This window comes from Fischerella sp., assembly GCF_013388695.1.
In the GTDB taxonomy this organism is placed as follows: domain Bacteria; phylum Cyanobacteriota; class Cyanobacteriia; order Cyanobacteriales; family Nostocaceae; genus PCC9605.
Genome location: NZ_JACAEU010000068.1, coordinates 1 through 18,442, shown reverse-complemented (window position 1 = coordinate 18,442; position 18,442 = coordinate 1). Strand labels below are relative to the sequence as shown.

The following is an 18,442-nucleotide window of genomic DNA, read 5'->3' as shown; positions in this document are numbered from 1 at the left end:
TTTCTGCTCAAAACCAAATCATCAAATAGATGATATTACTTTAACCCAACTTTCAGCAGAGGTCATCCTCAAAATTAGTTTAACAGGTTATAAACCTCTGCTTTTACCAACTAGTAAACCATACACAAATGGAGGTAAATTATGTCTGATGAGATTAATAAACCTATAGAATTGTCTGACCAAGAATTAGATGAAGTATCCGGCGGTATCTTTGGATTTTTTGGAGACGAAAATCAAATAAGGCAGACAAATTTTCTTAATTTCAAACAAAGTAAATTAGTCTTAGATCAAGTAAGTATTGTTAATTCAGAAGGTAGTATTAATGCCTTGCATATCGAATTGACCAATACAGAATCTACTGTTATACAAGATACAACTATTACCTAAGTAGTCTTTTTTGAAAAACAGGGAACATCTATCAAACATTTATTTAGCTATTAATAAGTTCTCTGTTTTTAGAGACTAGAAAAATTATAAACTTTGGAGAAAATTATGTCAGATGAACTTCCTACAAATAATCAAGCTATAGAGTTAACTGAACAGGAAATAGATGCTTTAGCAGGTGGTAAAGAAAATGCTCAGTATGTCGCTAATCAACTTAGTTTGGTTCCTGATGATCTAACACAGTCGGTTTCTCAGTCTGTGGATAAAATCTTCTCTGCCATTCCTCTCATTGGCTTGAATTTCTGAAAAATGCCACTATGACCAAAATTCTATAGTTTTAAGCTGGCAATGCTGAATCAGTGAATGTTGTAAAGAAATATAACATTCTTTCTTGGCTGCATAAATTCCTAACCGACCTCAGATAATTATATAAAGGTTCAAACAAAGACCGCTCGATTTTATGCTTGCATTCTGCAACACCTCTCTATTTCCATTGTTAAATTTTTAACAATTAAAACGCTCTCACACCCTTAGAAAATATAAGAGAGTTCAATTATGTCAGAAGTTCTACTGAAGGAACTTAGTAATAGTGATATTGACTGGATGTTGAAGACTGGTAATAGAGAAGAAATTGACTCAGGTCAAGTTCTCATCCGTCAAGGCGAACCTGTTAATGCACTATATATTCTCTTAGATGGAGCATTAACAGTTTCCATATCTCAACCTGATAACAATCCATTGGGACGCGCTTTTGCCGCCTTAGAGGGTGGTGAAATGTCAGGGCGTGAAATTGCCAGATTATCAAGTGGTGAAATCGCAGGAGAAATTCCTTTCATCGAATCATACCTGCCCTCTACCACTGTTAAAGCACTCAAAAAGTCTCTGATCTTGTCGATTCCGCGACAGGAGTTGGCAAAAAAACTGAAACAAGATCTCAGTTTTGCTGCCCATCTTTACCGGGCGAGTGCAATTTTGCTTGCAGACAGACTAGAAAAGATTGTTAATCAACTCGGTCATAGCACGCTAGTCCTCAGCCAACCCCGACTCAGAGAAATATTGTTTATTTTTGCAGAATTGCATGATAGCGATATCGATTGGTTGATTGTTGCAGGGGATGTAAACCGAATTCCCGCAGGGACTGTTTTGATTCCTGGCGGAAGACCTGTCGAAGCGTTACATATTCTCCTGGATGGAAAATTGACACTTTCCGCCTCCGAGGACGATCGCAATCCTCTAGCCCGTGCCTTTTCTAATTTGGAAGGTGGCGAAACTGTAGAACGTGAGTTTGCCAGATTGTCTCGGGGCGACATAGTCGGAGAAACCCCCTTTGTAGAGGCTCCCCCACCCTCTACAAGTGTGAAAGCCTTGCAAGACTCCTTAGTATTATCAATTCCTCGCTGGCGATTGGCGGCCAAACTTCTGCATGATGTGGGTTTTGCTGCCCGTTTTTATCGAGTGCTGGCAGTTCTTTTAGCAGACAAACAACGGGCAATAGTTAGTCGGCTTGGATACGGCAGACTCAGTTATAGTACTGATCGGCCGCTGGATGAAAATCTCGAATATGAGAATGAACTGGATTCCGATTTTTTGGCGCAAGTGGCGCTAGCTGGAGCCAGATTTGACTGGATGCTGAAAAGAATTAGCCGCAGTTAAAGATCGCAGCTGTTCGGTAACATATTTGCTATTAACATTTTACGGAAATTTTCTACTCCGTTAAAGAACAAAAGCATTATTTACAACCACATTGTTACACCTATAACTTGGCATGTAATTTCAGATGGGCAATCCCCATCCTCATATGCCATGCAGATTTTGGAAAATGGGATGGAGTCAAATGGTTCCTCAAAAAAATAATCTGTTTCGCAAACAAGCTTTAGATCATTCTTCTTCACCTGAGCGCTTAGATCAGTTGATGCAAGTAATTAGCCCCACAAAGTGGCTACCTTTGATTGCTATGGGCACTTTGGTTGCATCCGGTTTGGCTTGGAGTGTTTTTGGTCGTATCCCGATTACGGTTGAGGGTAAAGGTGTGCTTGTCTTTCCCAGCAAAGTTGTGGGGTTTCAGTTTCCTAACATTGAGGGGAAAATCAAGGCAGTAAATGTACGCGCGGGCGACTTTGTCAAGAAAGGACAGGTGCTAGCAACAATTGACCAAGAAGAACTGCAAAAGCAACTACAGCAGCAACGTACCAAACTAGCAGAACTCGTAGCGCAGGATCAAAACGCTAATTCACTTCAAAATCAACGCAGCCAACTGCAAATCATTACGATCGCCCAACAGCGCCAAAACTTAGAGCAAGAATTGCAGCAAGCTCAGGCTCTGACTCCGGTTATTAAGAGTAAAAACCTCGATGCGATCGCCCAGCAGCGACGAAATATCCAACAAGGTTTGCGTGATGCTGAAGCTTTGGTTCCTACCCTCAAGCAGAGACTTGAGCGGCGTCAGTGGCTGAAAACTCAAGGAGCTATTTCAGATGATACCGTGTTAGAAGCAGAACAGACTTACCTGAATAGTCTCCAAAAAATCGCCGACCTCAAACAACAACTAAAGCAACTAGACATCAGTCAAGTTCAGGCACAAAAGTCCTACCTTCAAAATCTTAATCAAATTGCCTCCCTCAAAACCCAGTTAACACAACTAAACACTCAACAAAAAACCCTTGCTGAGCAAGATTTGCAATCTTCAACTACCCGAACAAATCAAATTCAGGATTTGAAACGTAGTATTGCCCAACTGGAACGAAAACTAAATGGCGATAGCCAAGTAAAGAGCGACCATACGGGACGCATTTTAGAACTCAATATCAATCCTGGACAAATTGTGCCTCCAGGAACCCAAATCGGGACTATGGAAGCGCAAGACCCATCCGCCAAGTTGGTTGGTGTCACATTCTTTCCGATTGGTGAGGGCAAAAAGGTTCAAAAGGGCATGAAAGTGCAAATTACACCCTCTACAGTCGAGCGAGAACGCTTTGGCGGTATTGTCGGCAATGTCACCCATGTTTCACCCTTTCCTGTTACTAAAGAGAGCGCCTCAAAAGTGGTCGGCAGTCCAGAAATCGTGCAAAGCCTGGTGTCCGAGCAACCTCAGATCCAAGTTATGACCGAACTTAAACCAGACACCTCAACCTTCAGTGGCTATAAATGGTCTTCTTCCAAGGGCCCAGAACAGAAAATGACTCCTGGAACCACTTCCTCTGTGCGAGTAACTGTGAAAGAAGAAGCCCCCATTTCTTTTGTCTTGCCCATTCTTAAATCTTTAGGTAGTTCGTAGAAAAGAGTGGGGGAAGGGGAAATGGGGAGATGGGGAGAGTGGAATAATAACCCACTAACTACTAACTACTGACTACTAACTACTAACTACTAACCACTAACTACTAACCACTAACCACTAACTAATGACCAATGACTAATGACTAATGACCAATAATTATGTTAAAGCGAAAACTACAAACACTATTTAAAAAGCGTAAAGATACCCGGCGTCGCACACCCACACTGCTGCAAATGGAAGCTGTGGAATGTGGCGCTGCTTCTTTAGGAATTATTCTTGGTTATTACGGTCGAATTGTACCTCTAGCAAAACTCCGTCAAGATTGCGGTATATCGCGTGATGGGAGTAAAGCCACTAACGTTCTCGCTGCTGCTAGAAGCTACGGGTTGAATGCCAAAGGCTTTAAAACAGAGTTGGACGCACTGCGGGAAATGCAATGTCCCTACATTGTGTTTTGGAATTTCAACCATTTCCTGGTGGTAGAAGGATTCGACAAAGATCGAGTTTATCTTAATGACCCCGCCAGCGGCCCGCGCAACGTCTCCTTGGAAGAATTTAGCAATTCCTTCACAGGTGTAGTGCTGGTTATGCAGCCTGGCCCGGAGTTCAAAAAAGGGGGAAGCAAACCCAGTATTCTCTTGGCTTTGTGGCAAAGGCTGCGCTTTTCTGTTGGGGCGCTTGTTTATTGCGTAGTGGCAGGATTGCTGCTGGTAATTCCTGGAATGGCGATGCCAGCGTTTTCCCAGGTGTTTGTAGACAATATTTTAATTCAGGGTCGCAAAGAATGGCTGAATCCGCTGATTTTGGGGATTATCTTCACAGCGGTGATTACGGGATTTTTGACACTACTACAGTTGCAGTCCCTGCGCCGGATGAAAATCAAGCTGTCTGTGGGAATGTCCAGTCAATTCCTGTGGCATATTTTACACTTACCCGTTAGTTTTTACGATCAACGGTTTGCTGGCGAAATCAGCAGCCGCGTCCAGCTCAACGACATCTTAGCCAGCTTGCTTTCAGGTAAATTAGCTACGACAGCGATCGCCGCAATCACAGTAATTTTTTATGCTGCGATCATGCTGCAATATGACTTAGTACTGACCTCGATAGGCATAGCTTTTGTTGCTTTTAACCTCCTGGCATTGCAATGGGTATCCCGACGACGTGTTGACGCCAATATGCGATTGCAACAGGATCAAGGAAAAGTTACCGGAGTGTCAATTTCTGGTCTCCAGAGTATGGAAACACTTAAGGCATCCGGCTTAGAATCAGATTTTTTCTCCCGGTGGGCAGGTTACTATGCCAAATCGATCAACGCCCAGCAGGAAATGGACGTCACAAACCAAGCTTTAGGGGTGTTGCCTTCTTTTCTCTCTAGGGTAGCCTCAATGTTACTGATCGCTGTGGGTGGTCTGCGGGTGATTGATGGACATTTAAGCATTGGGATGCTAGTGGCATTTCAAGGTCTCATGCAACAGTTTATGCAGCCTGTAAATAATCTCATCACCCTTGGCAGCAACTTGCAAGAAGTAGAAGGTAGTATCACTCGCCTTGATGATGTTTTACAAAACCCGACAGATCGGCAAGTCGATAAGGGACAAGGGGGACAAGGGAAAGGGGACAAGGGAAAGGGGACAAGGGAAGGAGGACAAGGAGGACAAGGAGGACAAGGGAGACAAGCAAACAAGGGGACACGAGGACACCAGGATATGAAAGATATTTTTGATAAGTTATCCACCTCACAGCCCGACCCAGTCGCCTCGTCTCCGCGTTATCCAGTCTCTGCGCCTGCTACTCCCGCGACCAAATTGCAAGGATACGTCGAGCTACGCAACGTTACATTTGGCTACAATCGCGTTGCTGCTCCTTTGATTGAAAATTTTAACTTCTCACTCAAACCAGGGCAACGAGTTGCTTTGGTGGGTGGAAGTGGTTCTGGTAAATCTACGATCGCCAAAATGGTAGCTGGGTTATACGCACCTTGGCAGGGAGAAATCCTGTTTGACGGTATACCCAGAAGCGAAATTCCTCGCCAGGTGTTAGTTAATTCTCTAGCGTTAGTAGAGCAGGATATCTTTTTATTTGCTGGCAGTGTCCGAGAAAACTTGACACTGTGGGATACTACTGTGCCGGAAAGTAATTTGGTGCGTGCTTGTAAAGATGCGGCAATCCACGATGTTGTCATCTCCTTGCCAGGGGGTTACGGTGCGGAACTATTAGAAGGTGCTAGCAACTTGAGCGGGGGTCAGCGACAGCGCCTAGAAATTGCCCGGGCTTTGGTTAATAACCCTGCCATTTTAGTAATGGATGAAGCTACCAGCGCCCTCGATACCGAAACCGAAAAAATCATTGACCGGAAAATCCGCCAGCGAGGTTGTACTTGTATTATTGTGGCGCATCGACTCAGCACCATCCGAGATTGTGATGAAATTATTGTCCTCGAACGAGGAAAAGTAGTCCAACGCGGAACCCATGACGAATTAAAGCAAGTTGAGGGTACATATTTGCAATTGATCCGTAGCGAAGGAGGAGCGCTTTAAAAAGTCAAGAGTCAAGAGTTGTAGAGACGTGCCATGGCACGTCTGTACAGAGTCAAGAGTCAAGAGTCAAAAATAATTTACGTCTAATGTGAATTCATAAAGATCAGTAATAGGTAATAGGTAATAAAACTACCAATCACCAATTCTATCTGTGTTCACCCCCCTCATTCCCCCCTACAAGAGGGGGAAGGCAGAGGAAAAACTTTTATTTATTGTGCATCTGTGGTCGATTTCTAAAACACGATTTTGGTCATAGCCTTAAATCACATCAAACATAAATTTTAATTTCTTATTTTTAATTGGAGCAGCGACTGATGTTAGAACAAATCAGTTTTGTGATTCCACAAGGACAACAATATATATTAAAAGGCAATCAGCCAATACTTTTAAATGACCCGCAGACGGTTTGGCTAGTCAAATCTGGTTCTTTGGCCCTATTTGCGATCGCAGTTAAAGATGGTGTTCCCGAGGGTTCTCGCCGTTATTTATTAACTATTGGAGACGGGGGGGCGATGTTCTCTACAATCCCCAACCAAACGGAGGAGCAGCGCCAGATCCTAGCGGTATCGATGGAGGAGACAGAACTCCTGAAGATGTCAAAAGATGATTTTAACAGATTAATTGCCAGCGCTAATGGTGAGGCAGCAGCTTTGGTAGACGACTGGGTGAATCAACTAGGCTTCGCACTGTCTGAAATTACTCCCCCAGGAATACCAGTTAAACCAGAGGGAATTAACTATTTCTCCCTAAATAACGGCAATATCTTCCAGCCGCAGTCAAATACTGTATCTTGGGTGCAAATCCAAGAAGGGTATGCTCGCTGGATGGGATTAGAAGAATTGCAACTTTCTTCTGCATCCGGAATGTTGCCTTTGAGTGCAGATATGTGGTTGCAAGCAGATAGTATTGTTGAACTTGCCACTAAAAACACCTCAGATCTGCAAAATGGGAATACTATCTTAGAAAGTTTGTCCCAACTTAATACCTATTTCCTCCAAGGCATTGATTTATTAGAGCAGTCGGAAATATCAGCAGAATTACATAGATTTCAAGAAAGAGAACGTCTCAATTATAATGTCATGCAAGAGGCGTTGTCAGAACTGTCATCCGTGCTGGAAGTACGGAAATCAGCTCTTTCCTCAGAGATGAAATCGGCTGATAACCCAGATCAAGCCCTGTTGATTGCTGCTGGTGCAGTGGGGCGGGCTTTGGGAATTAAGATTTGTCCTCCCGCCCAATCGGAAGACCTCAGACGGGTAGCAGAACCATTAGAAGCGATCGCCCGTGCTTCCCGGGTAAGGATGCGTCGAATTTCTTTAACTGATAAGTGGTGGAAAAAGGACTCTGGCCCTGTCCTGACCTACACTAAAGACGATCATCCCGTGGCAATATTGCCAAAATCTGACAACCGCTACGAGATTTTCGACCCCCTAGAGCGGACTCGCACCCTTGTAGATGATCGCACTGCTGCCAAGCTGACTCCGACTGGCTACGTTTTTTATCGACCTTTTCCCGATACAAAATTTAAAATCCAGGATTTACTTCAGTTTGCGCTGCGGGGACACGTCAAAGATCTGATCTATGTACTTTTGGCTGGAGTTTGCACCACTGTGCTAGGGATGCTCACACCCCAAGCTACCGCCGTCCTCATCGACAGCGCCATTCCCGATGCTAACCGGGGATTATTAATGCAAATAGGCTTAGGTCTTTTGGCTGTCACCTTTGGACAAGCTTTGTTTGACCTCACTCAGGCATTTGCCATCATCAGAGTACAAACCTTTGCGGAATCTTCTACGCAAGCAGCGGTATGGGATCGGCTTTTGAATTTGCAGGCATCGTTTTTCCGTCAGTTCTCAGTTGGTGACTTGAAATCTCGGGTTAGTGCCATCTCTAGTATCCACCAGAAACTAAGTAGCACTGTTCTCAAAAGCATCTTCTCCAGTTTCTTTTCGCTGCTCAACCTCGCGCTGCTATTCTACTACAGTACAACACTCGCTTTATTAGCCTGTTTAGTCGCAGTTGTCAATATTGGCGTCACGATTTTCTCTGGCGTTCTCACAGTGCGTAAGTTCCGCCCATTGCTGGAGTTAGAAGGACAAATCTTTGGTTTGATGGTGCAGTTGATTAATGGTGTAGCAAAAATCCGAGTCTCTGGAGCAGAGACACGAGCCTTTGCTTACTGGAGCAGACAGTATACACATCAACTCAAACTCATGCTCAGAACCCAGAGTATTGAAGATGGCGTGACTTTTATTACTAAAATCCTGCCACCGCTCACAAATGCTCTCCTGTTTTGGGCTGCTGCTAGTATGCTCCAGGAGTCGCCCGAAGGTGGTGGCTTGTCTACTGGTATCTTCCTCGCGTTCAATGCTGCGTTTGGTAGCTTTATTGGTGGAGCCACTAACCTCAGCACCACGATTGTGGACGTTATGCAAGTTTTGCCGATGTGGAAGCGTGCCGAACCAATTCTTGAAGCTGTACCAGAAATCTCTGCCAGCAAAACCGACCCTGGCAGGCTATCAGGTAAACTGCTTGTAGATCATGTGGTTTTCCGCTATCGAGATGATGGCCCCCTAACGTTGGATGATGTGACTATCAAAGCTGAGCCAGGAGAATATATTGCCTTAGTCGGGCCTTCTGGAAGCGGGAAATCAACTCTGTTTCGTTTGTTGCTGGGATTTGACCATCCTGAATCCGGCACCATTTATTACGATGGACAAGACTTAGCTGGGTTGGATGTCAATGCTGTGCGCCGACAGTTGGGTGTGGTAATGCAAAATAGCCGCATGATGTCCGGTTCCATCTTTGATAACATTGCCAGCGGTGCCATGATTACAATGGAGGAAGCTTGGGAAGCAGCGCGGGCTTCTGGCTTGGCGGATGATATTGAAGCTATGCCAATGGGTATGCACACTGTTGTTAGTGAGGGAGCCACTAACCTCTCTGGTGGACAACGGCAACGTTTATTAATTGCCCGAGCGCTAGTATTAAAACCCCGGATTCTGCTGTTTGATGAAGCTACTAGTGCTTTAGATAACAGAACTCAGGCAATTGTCAGTGAAAGCTTGGAAAGATTGCAAGTGACTAGAATAGCGATCGCTCACCGACTCAGCACCATCCGTAATGCTCACCGCATTTATGTACTTCAGGACGGTAGAGTAGTACAGCAAGGAAGTTTCGACGAACTGGCAAAACAACAAGGGCTGTTTGCTCAACTCATGGCGCGGCAGATGCTTTGATATAGACAGCGATCGCTATTGCGATCCGATCCCGGGCTTGACAGTATAAATTAATTCTAGAAATTAGTAAAAAATCTGAAATTAGGTAAACATGCCCTAATAACAGGGAGTTCACGTGGTATCGGTAGAGCGATCGCCATAAAATTAGCAAAGCATGGTGTCAACATCGCAATTCATTATTACAAAAATGAAGAGGCTGCTAACGATACCTTGTTAAAAGTACGAGAGCAGGGCGCTGATGGTTTTTTGGATGGTTTTTTGGTACAAGCCGATGTGTCAAACCCAGAGGACATCAGCCGCATGTTTAACCAAGTTCAAGATAAGTTCGGCAAACTCGACATTTTCGTAAGCAACGCCCGGCCTGACATGTCTGGAGAAAGGGCGTTGCTACACACCCTGCGGGAAGCCGAATAAAGCGCGTCTACAGCATGACAACATCATATTCATACTTCAAATCAGCAACGCCTGAGAAAGAGATATGGGCAATTCTGTCCGCTAGCGAAGGCAGCGGAAGTGATAGGCGATCGCTGAACTCCACTGTATAGCAAACAGTTAATTATAGTCTACTATAAATAGCAAACAGTTAATTATAGTCTACTATAAGCAGTAATTTCAATCACAATTAGTATTAATATAAAGTTAATGAAACTATTACTGAAAATTAACCAATAAATATATTATTCTTGAAAGCAGCAATTTTAAACTAAACAGGTCACTAAGTTTAAGCAACATGTTTTTTTTGAATTTTGCTTGCTATATATACGTTTTGCCAGTGAAAATTATCAGATTGAATTCTATCTTTTTTCATATAAAGATAGGTGCATTTAAATCATTGTTATATACAAGGTTAAGGAATATACTCTATTTATTACTGACTATCCATATAGTCAATTTTAACTTTTGTGCCAAGTAAAGTTTTTATTTAAAGAAACATCAAATAGCTGTCTTGAAAATAGGGAACTCTTAACAGGGAAGAGAGATTTTAATTCTTTGCCGTGCGCCCTGGTGCATGGGAGCCTTGCAAGAAAAGGCAAAGCGGAACGGTGACGATGCTTTTGCATTTGGCAGCTATATAAATAATCCCAAAGATGCACAGGTATTTTGGCCGCTCACTACCGATCCACTCTATCGACTAGTGGGCGATCGCCAAGATATCGCGATCGCTCCTTCTTGAGATTGCAGTTTAGTGTGAGCAGACTTAACTCAAAAACCTTTACCTATGAACAAACCTACTTTAGTTGGATTTTCCTATCTTCCGGCAGATACCTTTGCCGACGGTTCACCTTCTGGTGCAAATGATGGCACAGGCAAACCCATTTCTAGTAATGGGCGTACTGGCCCATTCCCAGGACAACCCGTCCAAGGTTTCAGTGGTGTTCAGTTTGCTGATTCAGATAGCTACTGGTTTTTATCAGACAACGGCTTTGGCAGTCAGACCAATAGTGCTGATTATTTGCTGCGAATTCACAAAGTCGATCCTGATTTCAAAACAGTTGATAATGGCAACGGCAATGCAGAGTCGACTGAATTTATTCAACTATCCGACCCCAATAATCTGATTGGGTGGCAAATCGTCAACGAAACATCACCAGACCGCCAGTTGACAGGGGCTGACTTCGATCCGGAATCGATTGTTTTGGCTGAGGATGGGACGATTTGGGTTGGTGAAGAATTCGGGCCCTATCTGCTGCATTTTGATCGCAATGGTGTGCTAATTGATCCTCCCATTGCCACCCCGAATATTTACCCACTCGATACTCTCGGCGGACAAGATCCCATCGTCATCGGTCACAGAGGCGGTGCACCTGGAATCCGTCCAGAACATACGATCGGCGACCTCGGCGGAGACTTAATTGCTTCTAACAACTTGGGTGCTGAATTCGGAGCAGACTTTCTCGAACCTGACTTGGTGGTAACTAAGGATGGAGTTTTAATCGTCCGCCATGAGCCTGTGTTGGCAAGTGTGGAGACTGATGAGAACGGTAATATTATTTACGATGAGAATGGCAAGCCCGTTATCAAAGAAGCCACAACCAACGTCGCTAATTTTGAGAAGTTTGGCGATCGCCTAACTACGAAAGTTGTAGATGGAGAATCTATTACCGGCTGGTTCGCCGAAGATTTCACACTCGCTGAAATTAAGGAATTGCGAGCAGTCGAGCGTCTTCCAGAGATCCGCCCTGAAAGCACCAACTATGATGGCTTCTTCCAAATCCCCACATTGGCAGAGTACATTAACTTTGTCAAAGAGTATGAAGCCGAAACAGGGAAGAAACTTGGCATTTATCCCGAAACCAAGCACCCCACCTACTTTACCGAGACAGGCAAGTATCTCGATGGCACTCCTATTAACATCGATACTTCCCAACTGCTGATTGATACTCTCGTTGCCAACGAGTTTACCGATCCCGATCGCGTTTTTATTCAATCCTTTGAGGTTTCCAATCTCAAGCAGCTTAAAAACGAAATCATGCCAGCTGCTGGAGTTGATATACCACTAGTGCAGCTAATTGATAGTAGCGGTGCTCCCTACGACTACGTTTACAACGGAATTGATCAAACCTACGCTGACCTGATCGCCCCAGAAGGATTGACAGAAATTGCAACCTATGCAGAGGGAATCGGCCCTAGCAAACGTCTGATTGTACCCGCTGCAACTGTTGATAACAATGGCGATGGTCAAGCAGATGACATTAACGGGGATGGAGAAATTAGCGATGCCGATCGATTTGCGGGTGAGCCAACTTCTCTAGTTGACGATGCTCATGCAGCTGGGTTACTAGTGCATCCTTATACCTTCCGCAGTGATGACTATTATCTGTTAGCTGACTACAAGGGCAACCCAGAATTGGAGTACGAGCAGTTTATTCGCTTGGGTGTAGACGGCTACTTCACCGATTTTGTCGATGATGGAGTTGCTGCTAAGGACAAAGTCACGGCAGATGAAGTTAGTTCTCCCCAAAACTCAGCAGTAAAACAAGACAAAGCGATCGATAATCTCGCGCGATCGCGTGGCTTTGAGGCGATGAGTTACAGTCCCGATCGCCAAACGCTCTATCCCATACTAGAAGGATATGTTACTGGCGACCCGACAGATTCTCGACGTGTTTACAAATTTGATGTTGCGTCTAAGTCCTTTAGCCACGATTTGGCTGGTTACTATCAAGTAGACAATTCCGACCATGCAATCGGCGATGCAACTCCCATCAACGATACTGAATTCTTAATCATCGAGCGCGATGAAAAATTCGGAGCAGAGGCGGAGTTCAAGAAAGTCTTCAAAATTGATGTTACCAAAACCAACGAGCAGGGCTACCTCCAGAAAGAGGAAGTAATTGATTTGCTTAATATTGCCGATCCCAACGACCTAAATGGCGATGGCAGCGACGTCTTTACTTTCCCTTTTCTCACTATCGAAGATATTTTGGTTGTTGACGAAAATACTATCCTGCTTGCCAACGACAACAACTATCCATTCAACGCAATCCGCAATCTATCAGAACCAGATAACAATGAATTAATCAAGGTTGAATTGTCTACTCCCCTCAACCTCGATCCTCGCCTAGGAACGCCCAAATCTGAAGCAGAACCACCCTCTGATACTCCTACTTTTACCCAGCAGGATCTATATTTCGGACGTGATATCCCCGGTGGCGCAGAAGTATCGGATGCAGAATTTCAAGCCTTCGTTGATGAGGTAATCGCACCCCTCGTTCCTGGATTAACCCTATTTGATGCCAGAGGACAGGTGAAAGATGCAGATGGCGACATCAATAAAGAAAAATCCAATGTCGTCACCCTGATTTTGGAGAACACACCCGAAAACGCTACCATTGTTAACCAAGTACTAGCCGCTTACAATGAGCGATTTAAAGGAGCCGGAACCCTACAAGTTACCAATAGCGATGATCTTAAAGTCAGCTTTGAGCTAACCGACGATTTGATTGACAATGACCCCACACCGGAGTTTGTTCAAGCAGATTTGTACTTTGGGCGCAATATTTCTACAGGTGGACAAGTTTCTGAACAGGAGTTTAGTCAGTTTTTAGACAAAAGTATTACTCCTCGTTTCACCGGTTTAACCGTGTTTAACGCCGAAGGACGATTCTTGGATGACACAAGTTCAGTGGTTGAGGAACCAAGCAAGGTAGTCACGCTCCTTTTTGAGGACACTCAAAATAATGAAGATGCCCTTCAAGAAGTTGTTCAGGCATACATCGACGAGTTCCAGCAGCAAAGCGTCCTGCAAGTTGTCAACGAGGATATCGAAGTTAGTTTCGGCCCGGCTGAGGACGTAATTGATAATGACCCCACACCAGAACTTATCCAGGCAGACCTTTACTTTGGACGCAATATTCCCAACGCTAGACAAGTTTCCGAGCAGGATTTTCAGCGATTTCTGGATGAGTTTGTTTCGCCTCGTTTCGCGGGTTTAACTACGTTTGATGCCCAAGGACAAGTGCGGGATGAGGACGGCAGCATTCTCAAAGAGCCATCCAAGGTTGTTACCCTGATTTTGGAAGACACCCAGACAAACGAAGATGCCATCAATGAGGTGCTGACAGCTTATCAGGAAAAATTTAATGGAGCTGGAGTAGTGCAAGTCATCGACGAAGAAATTACTGCCCTCACTCCCAAAACCATATTTGGTACGCCAGGTAACGATGAGTTATATGCTGACATTGGCAGGGGTGAAAACATTGTTACTGGTGGTGAGGGAGCCGATCAATTTTGGATTGTTAGCAATGAAACAAATTTGCCAGCAAAACCAAATACTATCACTGATTTTAATAGTGCAGAGGGAGATGTGATTGGCTTGGATGGTACCAGTTTTACCTTTGAGTCTCTTGGCAGTGATTGGACAACTCGCCAAGAAGGTAACGACGCAGTCATCCAAGTCTTTGGTCAAGATGTAGCTGTGCTACTGGGAATTCAGGCAAACAGTCTCACCCAGGCAAACTTTGTTTTTGCCTAAGGCAATAAGTAAAGGGTAAGGGAAAAAGGGAAAAGTGCAAGGTGTAAGGTTTTTTACCTATGCTCTATTCCCTATTCCTAACAATTCTGTTTTTGTCCAGCACTTAGATACGTAATTTATTATTAATTTATTATTAATTTATGATTAGCGATCGCCCTTAGGAGAAAACCAGCGATCGCGTGCCTCATTGTCTAAAACTTTTACCAAATTAGAGCATTCCATATAAAACTGTTATAAAACAGTGTCTAGGAGTTAGAGGCGGGTTTGCTACCATCCTTCGCGGCGAAATATTTGGTCAAACTCGCCCGTACAGCAGTGTGGCAAGACCATTGCAGCCATACGTTAAAATAATTTATCTGTAGGTTAAAAATAGATTGTGCACTATTGGATAAAGCACCTCCAGGGTGTCCTGTTTCTCTATCAACCTGTGAGATACAACATCCAGATGCATGAGGTGAAAGTTAAGACAAATGGCAAATTCCCCCCAAGTATCTATCCGCATCCCACCTGAGACACTCAAGCGCATTGATCTACTGGCGCAGAAACTTTACCCCTCTCGTCGAGCCGGAAAAAATCCGAATCGCTCTCAAGTTATTTTAGATGCGATCGCCCAATATTTAGAGCAACACGAGTCTAGCTATACAAGCACTCTGGAAATTGATGAACAGCTTGACGAACAGCCAATTAAGAAAGTGTTCCAACAGTACCCTAAGGATATAGAACTTGCTACACAGCACTCTCAGGACATAGAACCCCCTATACGAGAGTACATAGATTGGTGGTTCGATTATTTTTCATATATGAAGAAGCTCACTGACATATGGTTTGGTGCGAAATAATAGCTACTTTTGGACACAAGTAACATTATTGACCACAATCACAATAGACATTAACAATAAATTTTTAGTAGTAGCAGGCTTCCTGCTTTTCTACTTGAAAAGTATCTATTAGACATCTAGCAAAAGTTAATTTTGCCAGAGGGTAAAGCGTAAAAGTAAAGGGGAGTCGTTTTTACATGCCTTTAACTTTTTCCTTTTGCCCTTTTCCCAGTATATTTTTTAGGGTGTGTTAGGTCAGCTAACACACCCTGTAATTTTTTAGTAATCTAAAAACGGAAAAGGAGTAGATTATTAGCTATCAATATTTAATTAAACTTATACCATTTCATGTTGATTGCAATACATATAAATCTTGTAGAGACGTTGCATGCAACGTCTCTACAAAAAAATATGTTTCATGATTAAAGAGAATTAGTATTAAGCAAGGAAAATCAAACAAATTTAAAAATATATAAATACATGTATGTAAATCAAAAAAATAACTCAAAAAATAATTTCTATTTTTATAGAAATTTAAGCAATTATATTTTGTTTGAATTTTCCCGTATATATTTATTCATTTTTATTCTCGTATTTGCTCTGATTTTATTTTAGATGGCAATAGACATGATTGAGTTAGGTTTTGATGCCTGTCAATAAAACATCTCACTTCCAAATGAATCAGCATCTAATTATATCTCAATTTTAAATTTTTATCCAAAATAAATTGGTGAAAAAATTAAGAAATAAGTTTCAGGCTCTAGCGTTTACCTGATAGTTATTTCTTAGCATTAGAAAAATAAAATAGGTGTCACACAGTACTGTATGACACTTATTTTATCTAGATTATGACAGCTAAAAGAATGTCATACACTGTCATACATACATTATTTTTGCGGCTTAAAAGACTAAAAATTTTAATGTCTGAGATATATTTACTGCTATAGCTTCTATCAGCAGAAGTAGATAAAAGGTCAAAACATAACCTTCAAGATATATAGATAAATAACGTTAATAAATGTGAAGTTTTACCTGATATTTTTTGAAAATGATTTTTGATTTAATAGAATAAATTGATAGGATAAAAATTAGTTTTCGGCTATTCCTAACTTAGGAATTTTTAGGTAACAAATCCTAAGCAACAAAGTGTTGAAAAAGCCTTTTGCCATTCTGATTAGAAAAAATGGAAGATTTGCAAAGCGATCGTGAAGGACTTATAACCTCAAGCTGAACACAATAGTTCGAGATGCTTTGCTACGCTATTTTTCTGTTTAGCATGGCATTTTGCAACTGTTCAAATACGCTTTTGGGTAGTTAGGTTGAGTGAGCAAGCCAAACTCAACTTAACTATCTCATCTCCCTACTTCTCAAACTCATTTTATTAACTAAAAGTTGAGCAAAACTGCCGAAGTAGTGGAGATAAGTAGTACTCAAAAAAGTGAGAAGTAATATGGCCTCCACCGTCTCTGTCCAAAGAAACAAATCTCCAGCAAATGGCATAGAACTTCGCGGCAAAGTTTCGGCGGAATATGCTGAAATTTTGACTACAGAAGCGCTAGATTTTATTGCCATGCTCCAGCGTCGCTTTGGTGCTGAGCGATCGCGCCTGCTCAAACTGCGAGAAACGATCCAGCAACAACTTGATGCAGGTTGGCTACCCGACTTTCCATCCGAAACAGCAGCGATACGCAATAGTGACTGGAAAGTTGCCCCAAGTCCCCCAGATTTGCAAGATCGCCGTGTTGAAATTACCGGGCCGAGCGATCGCAAAATGGTCATCAATGCCCTAAACTCTGGGGCTAATGTGTTTATGGCTGATTTTGAAGATGCCAATAGTCCCACCTGGGACAATATGGTGTCCGGTCAAATTAATTTGCGCGATGCTGTCAACCGCACCATCGAATTTAGCGATCGCAAAACTGGCAAAACCTACAAACTCAATGAAAAAACAGCCGTTTTGATTGCTCGCCCTCGTGGCTGGCATCTTCTAGAAGAGCATATTCTAGTCGATGGTCAGCCCATGTCAGCCTCGTTATTCGATTTTGGACTGTATTTTTTCCATAACGCCCACAAGCTACTGGAAAACGGCTCCGGCCCCTATTTCTATTTGCCAAAACTGGAAAACAGGCATGAAGCGGCCTTGTGGAATGAGGTTTTTGTCGCAGCTCAAGAAGCGCTTGGCTTCAGCGTTGGCACAATTAAAGCCACAGTCTTGATCGAAACCATCCTTGCTGCTTTTGAGATGGATGAGATTCTCCACACCCTGCGCGATCACATTGTGGGGCTAAATTGCGGCCGCTGGGACTACATTTTCAGCTTTATTAAAAAGTTTCGCAATCGGCCCGATTTTGTCTTGCCCGATCGCCATCAGGTGACGATGACGACTCATTTTTTGCGCTCTTATAGCCTGCTGACGATCAAAACTTGTCACCGACGGGGTGCCTTTGCAATGGGGGGTATGGCGGCTCAAATCCCCATAAAAACAGACCCCGCTGCCAATGAAGCAGCCCTTGCTAAAGTCAAGGCTGACAAAGAACGGGAAGCCGGAGATGGGCATGATGGAACCTGGGTGGCACACCCTGCCCTCGTTCCCATTGCCCGTGAAGTGTTCGACAGCAAAATGTCTGGTCTCAATCAGCTGTCTGTTTTACGAGACGACATCACCATCACGGCAGCAGATCTGCTGACTGTACCAACGGGAGCAATCACCGAAACTGGACTGCGGAATAATATTCGGGTTGGTATCTTGTACCTGACATCCTGGCTGGCTGGTTCCGGCTGCGTACCTTTGTTTAACCTGATGGAAGATGCAGCTACGTCGGAAATCTGCCGTGCCCAGATTTGGCAATGGCTCCATCACAACGCAGCGCTAGAAGACGGTCGTACCGTCGATCGCTCCCTTTTCCAAGCCATTCTTGACGAAGAGATCGCAGCATTGCGCCAAGAAATTGCCGCTCACAGCCCTTGGCAAGCAACCTTTGACAAAGCGATCGATTTGTTCGTAGGGCTTGTTACTGCCGATAACTTTGAGGAGTTCCTGACACTGCCCGCCTATCGGTATCTTGTCAGCTTTTGAGATTACTCTACCCCCGTCAAGGTGTGAGTCTTGGAAATGGATTTTTCTTGGTGTCTTTGTGTCTTGGTGAGTCCAGCCCCCGTCTTGGCTTCTGCCGAGATGGGGGACTGGCGAACCCGGAGGGTGGTGAAAAAAGAAT

The 18,442-nt window shown here is 43.6% G+C and carries 11 protein-coding genes; all 11 read left to right on the top strand.

Translation table 11 applies throughout. The annotated features are described in order from the left end of the window. Positions 1–141: 141 nt before the first annotated feature. The 11 genes from HXY43_RS09395 (at position 142) to aceB (ending at position 18,303) form a co-directional block, all read left to right on the top strand. Positions 142–387: a CTB family bacteriocin gene (locus HXY43_RS09395; protein ID WP_290882604.1), complete on the top strand. Its 246-nt coding sequence runs from the start codon at positions 142–144 to the stop codon at positions 385–387. A 105-nt stretch (positions 388–492) separates the two neighbouring features. Continuing rightward, positions 493–690 carry a hypothetical protein gene (locus HXY43_RS09390; protein WP_290882602.1) on the top strand — a complete coding sequence of 66 codons (198 nt, stop codon included), beginning with the start codon at positions 493–495 and terminating at the stop codon, positions 688–690. A gap of 249 nt (positions 691–939) precedes the next feature. Beyond that, complete coding sequence (locus HXY43_RS09385; RefSeq protein ID WP_290882600.1) at positions 940–2,037, top strand: cyclic nucleotide-binding domain-containing protein; 1,098 nt, start codon at positions 940–942, stop codon at positions 2,035–2,037. 181 nt (positions 2,038–2,218) lie between these two features. Beyond that, positions 2,219–3,658 carry an NHLP bacteriocin system secretion protein gene (locus HXY43_RS09380; RefSeq protein WP_290882597.1) on the top strand — a complete coding sequence of 480 codons (1,440 nt, stop codon included), beginning with the start codon at positions 2,219–2,221 and terminating at the stop codon, positions 3,656–3,658. Positions 3,659–3,816: 158 nt separating this feature from the next. Beyond that, the gene (locus HXY43_RS09375; protein WP_290882595.1) at positions 3,817–6,195 is read left to right on the top strand and encodes an NHLP family bacteriocin export ABC transporter peptidase/permease/ATPase subunit; all 2,379 of its coding nucleotides are present in this window, start codon (positions 3,817–3,819) and stop codon (positions 6,193–6,195) included. A gap of 314 nt (positions 6,196–6,509) precedes the next feature. After that, entirely contained in the window at positions 6,510–9,434 is a 2,925-nt protein-coding gene (locus HXY43_RS09370) for an NHLP bacteriocin export ABC transporter permease/ATPase subunit (protein ID WP_290882593.1), read from the top strand. A 75-nt stretch (positions 9,435–9,509) separates the two neighbouring features. Then, complete coding sequence (locus tag HXY43_RS09365; protein ID WP_367161474.1) at positions 9,510–9,848, top strand: SDR family NAD(P)-dependent oxidoreductase; 339 nt, start codon at positions 9,510–9,512, stop codon at positions 9,846–9,848. Positions 9,849–10,443: 595 nt separating this feature from the next. Continuing rightward, positions 10,444–10,608 (top strand): hypothetical protein, encoded by a 165-nt coding sequence (locus tag HXY43_RS09360; RefSeq protein WP_290882591.1) that lies wholly within the window; start codon positions 10,444–10,446, stop codon positions 10,606–10,608. A 45-nt stretch (positions 10,609–10,653) separates the two neighbouring features. Continuing rightward, positions 10,654–14,409 carry a DUF3574 domain-containing protein gene (locus HXY43_RS09355; protein ID WP_290882588.1) on the top strand — a complete coding sequence of 1,252 codons (3,756 nt, stop codon included), beginning with the start codon at positions 10,654–10,656 and terminating at the stop codon, positions 14,407–14,409. Between the two features lie 470 nt (positions 14,410–14,879). Further along, positions 14,880–15,248, top strand: coding sequence for a CopG family ribbon-helix-helix protein (locus tag HXY43_RS09350; protein ID WP_290882585.1), 369 nt, complete (start codon positions 14,880–14,882; stop codon positions 15,246–15,248). Positions 15,249–16,677: 1,429 nt separating this feature from the next. After that, positions 16,678–18,303, top strand: a complete 1,626-nt coding sequence (aceB, locus tag HXY43_RS09345; protein WP_290882582.1) for a malate synthase A — start codon at positions 16,678–16,680, stop codon at positions 18,301–18,303. Positions 18,304–18,442: the final 139 nt, after the last annotated feature.

Coding starts and splice junctions, on each gene's coding strand:
- HXY43_RS09355 (WP_290882588.1), top strand. CDS start 10,654: ATGAACAAACCTACTTTAGTTGGATTTTCCTATCTTCCGGCAGATACC.
- HXY43_RS09385 (WP_290882600.1), top strand. CDS start 940: ATGTCAGAAGTTCTACTGAAGGAACTTAGTAATAGTGATATTGACTGG.
- HXY43_RS09395 (WP_290882604.1), top strand. CDS start 142: ATGTCTGATGAGATTAATAAACCTATAGAATTGTCTGACCAAGAATTA.
- HXY43_RS09390 (WP_290882602.1), top strand. CDS start 493: ATGTCAGATGAACTTCCTACAAATAATCAAGCTATAGAGTTAACTGAA.
- HXY43_RS09380 (WP_290882597.1), top strand. CDS start 2,219: ATGGTTCCTCAAAAAAATAATCTGTTTCGCAAACAAGCTTTAGATCAT.
- HXY43_RS09350 (WP_290882585.1), top strand. CDS start 14,880: ATGGCAAATTCCCCCCAAGTATCTATCCGCATCCCACCTGAGACACTC.
- HXY43_RS09360 (WP_290882591.1), top strand. CDS start 10,444: ATGGGAGCCTTGCAAGAAAAGGCAAAGCGGAACGGTGACGATGCTTTT.
- aceB (WP_290882582.1), top strand. CDS start 16,678: ATGGCCTCCACCGTCTCTGTCCAAAGAAACAAATCTCCAGCAAATGGC.
- HXY43_RS09370 (WP_290882593.1), top strand. CDS start 6,510: ATGTTAGAACAAATCAGTTTTGTGATTCCACAAGGACAACAATATATA.
- HXY43_RS09375 (WP_290882595.1), top strand. CDS start 3,817: ATGTTAAAGCGAAAACTACAAACACTATTTAAAAAGCGTAAAGATACC.